The 2,073-nt window shown below is 61.3% G+C and carries 1 protein-coding gene; it reads left to right on the forward strand.

The features are described 5' to 3' along the window. Positions 1 to 115: 115 nt before the first annotated feature. A partial coding sequence (locus tag FEK66_RS25575) for an RHS repeat-associated core domain-containing protein (protein ID WP_138211660.1) occupies positions 116 to 2,073 on the forward strand: 1,958 nt, incomplete at its 3' end.

The raw sequence follows: 2,073 nt of genomic DNA on the forward strand, positions 1-2,073 counted from the left end.
TATACCATCAGAAATAATACCGGATGTCTTCCTGGAAAAAATCAACCTACTGGCTATGCTGAAAACGGGCCACAGCCGGCTGCCATGAAGGGCAACCGTAACGTCACAGGACATTATGATGACTGACATTCAGCTACGAACACAGACTGCCGTGCAGGCTCCCCTGCATGCGAACACTCCCACAGTCACAGCCTTGCACCTCAGTCTGGCATTGCTGCGTACCCCGGAAGAGGGTAAGACCCGTATACTGGTCACCCGCACGGTTGCCGACCTGTTGTCCCGTGCCACCCGGTTGTACAGAGCAAGGGAACTGGTGAATACGACCACTGACGGTGCTGACGCAGTCACGGTGACAGCCCTGTCAGGTCAGCCCCTGAGCCTGCACACGGCAGACGGGGATGAGAGCCTGGCCCTGGGTGATGCGGCCGGTCGTCCCCTGTGGTCGCGTAACGCGCAGGATACCGTCACAACCGTACGGTATGAGGATGCCGGAGAGGGTGGTCGCCCGGCCTCCCTGACCGAGGCCGCAGCCGGTGATGCAGCGGGTCGTGAGCGCGAGCGGTACGGCTATCACCCGCTCACGGATGAGAAGGTCCGTGCCCGGAATCAGGCAGGGACGACAGCGGAACATTACAACAACGCCGGGGTGACGCGTCCGCTGTCGGTCAGCCTCAGCGGTCAGTTGCTTACAACAGAGCAGCAGTTGCTCAAGCCGGAGGTGGGTGAGCCTGACTGGACCAGATTGTCAGAAGGTGACCCGGCTGCATATCTGGAAGCCCCCCTGAAGGTTAGCGGGACATATGATGCCACCGGTGCCCCGCTGATGCAGACGAATGCAGACTCCGTGACCACTGTCAGTGAGTATGATATCCGGGGCGCGGTCATCCAGACCTTGCTGCGGTATGAGGGCTTAGCCGGTCCGCATGAGGCCATCACCCTGCAGGACATCCTGTACCGTGCCGACGGCGTGGTGCTGTCGCAGACATCCGGCAACGGTGTTACGGAGAAATACACGTACGACCCGCAGACGCAGTACCTGAGCCGGCACACCGTCAGCCACCCGGACGACCACCCGCAGGGGGCGCTGCTAATCAGCGACCTGCACTATGCGTATGACCAGGCAGGGAACATTATCACCCTGGAGGACAGGGGAACGGACCCGCTCTGGCATAACAACCAGCGGGTGACGGGGCTGAGGGAGTACGCGTATGACACGCTGTACCGCCTGACTTCTGCCACAGGCCGTGAGCGACACCCGGTGGACCCGGAAAATCCGACGGCGGGTTACACCTGGTCCCCGTACACGGAACGCTACACGTATGACGACGGGGATAACCTGACACAGACAGTCCATACAGGGGGAAGCGGTAACCGGAGCGTCACGATGGTGGTCTCACAAAGCAGCAACCGTGCGGTGAAAAAGCCGGACGACAGTACCACCCCGGCCCCGGATGCAGGGTTCCTGGCGGGCGGGCTGCAGAAACAACTGTCAGACGGCAGGGCACTGAGCTGGCATGCGGACAGCCAGCTGCGGCAGGTGAGTCCGGTCACCCGCACCGGTGAAGGCGAACAGAACGACACGGAGCGGTATCACTATGCAGACGGGGGCACTCGTACGCGAAAAATCCGCACGACACAACAGTCAGGCGGAATGCAGACTAGCGTCACCACATACGCGGGTGGCACCGAAACACGACAGCACCGCCTGAAAGACACTCTGCAACTGGGCATCGTCATCACGGAGGGCGGTGGCGTGCGTCTTGTCCGGGATAAGCTCACCGGAGAAACACACCTGCGCTACAGCTTCAGTGACCATCTGGGGAGTACGGGAGGTGAGACGGACAGCACCGGCAAAGTCACCTCACGGGAAGAGTACCTGCCCTACGGCGGGAGTGCGGGTTCAGTGGAAGAAGGCACGGAAGTCACGAACCGGACGCGGCGTTACTCGGGTAAGGAGCGTGATGCAACGGGCCTGCTGTACTATGGCTGGCGTTATTATCAGCCGGAGACGGGGCGGTGGCTGAGTGCGGACCCGGGTGGTCTGATTGACGGGGTGAATCTGTTCCGCTTCTG

It is taken from the genome of Escherichia sp. E1130, assembly GCF_005781065.1.
In the GTDB taxonomy this organism is placed as follows: domain Bacteria; phylum Pseudomonadota; class Gammaproteobacteria; order Enterobacterales; family Enterobacteriaceae; genus Escherichia.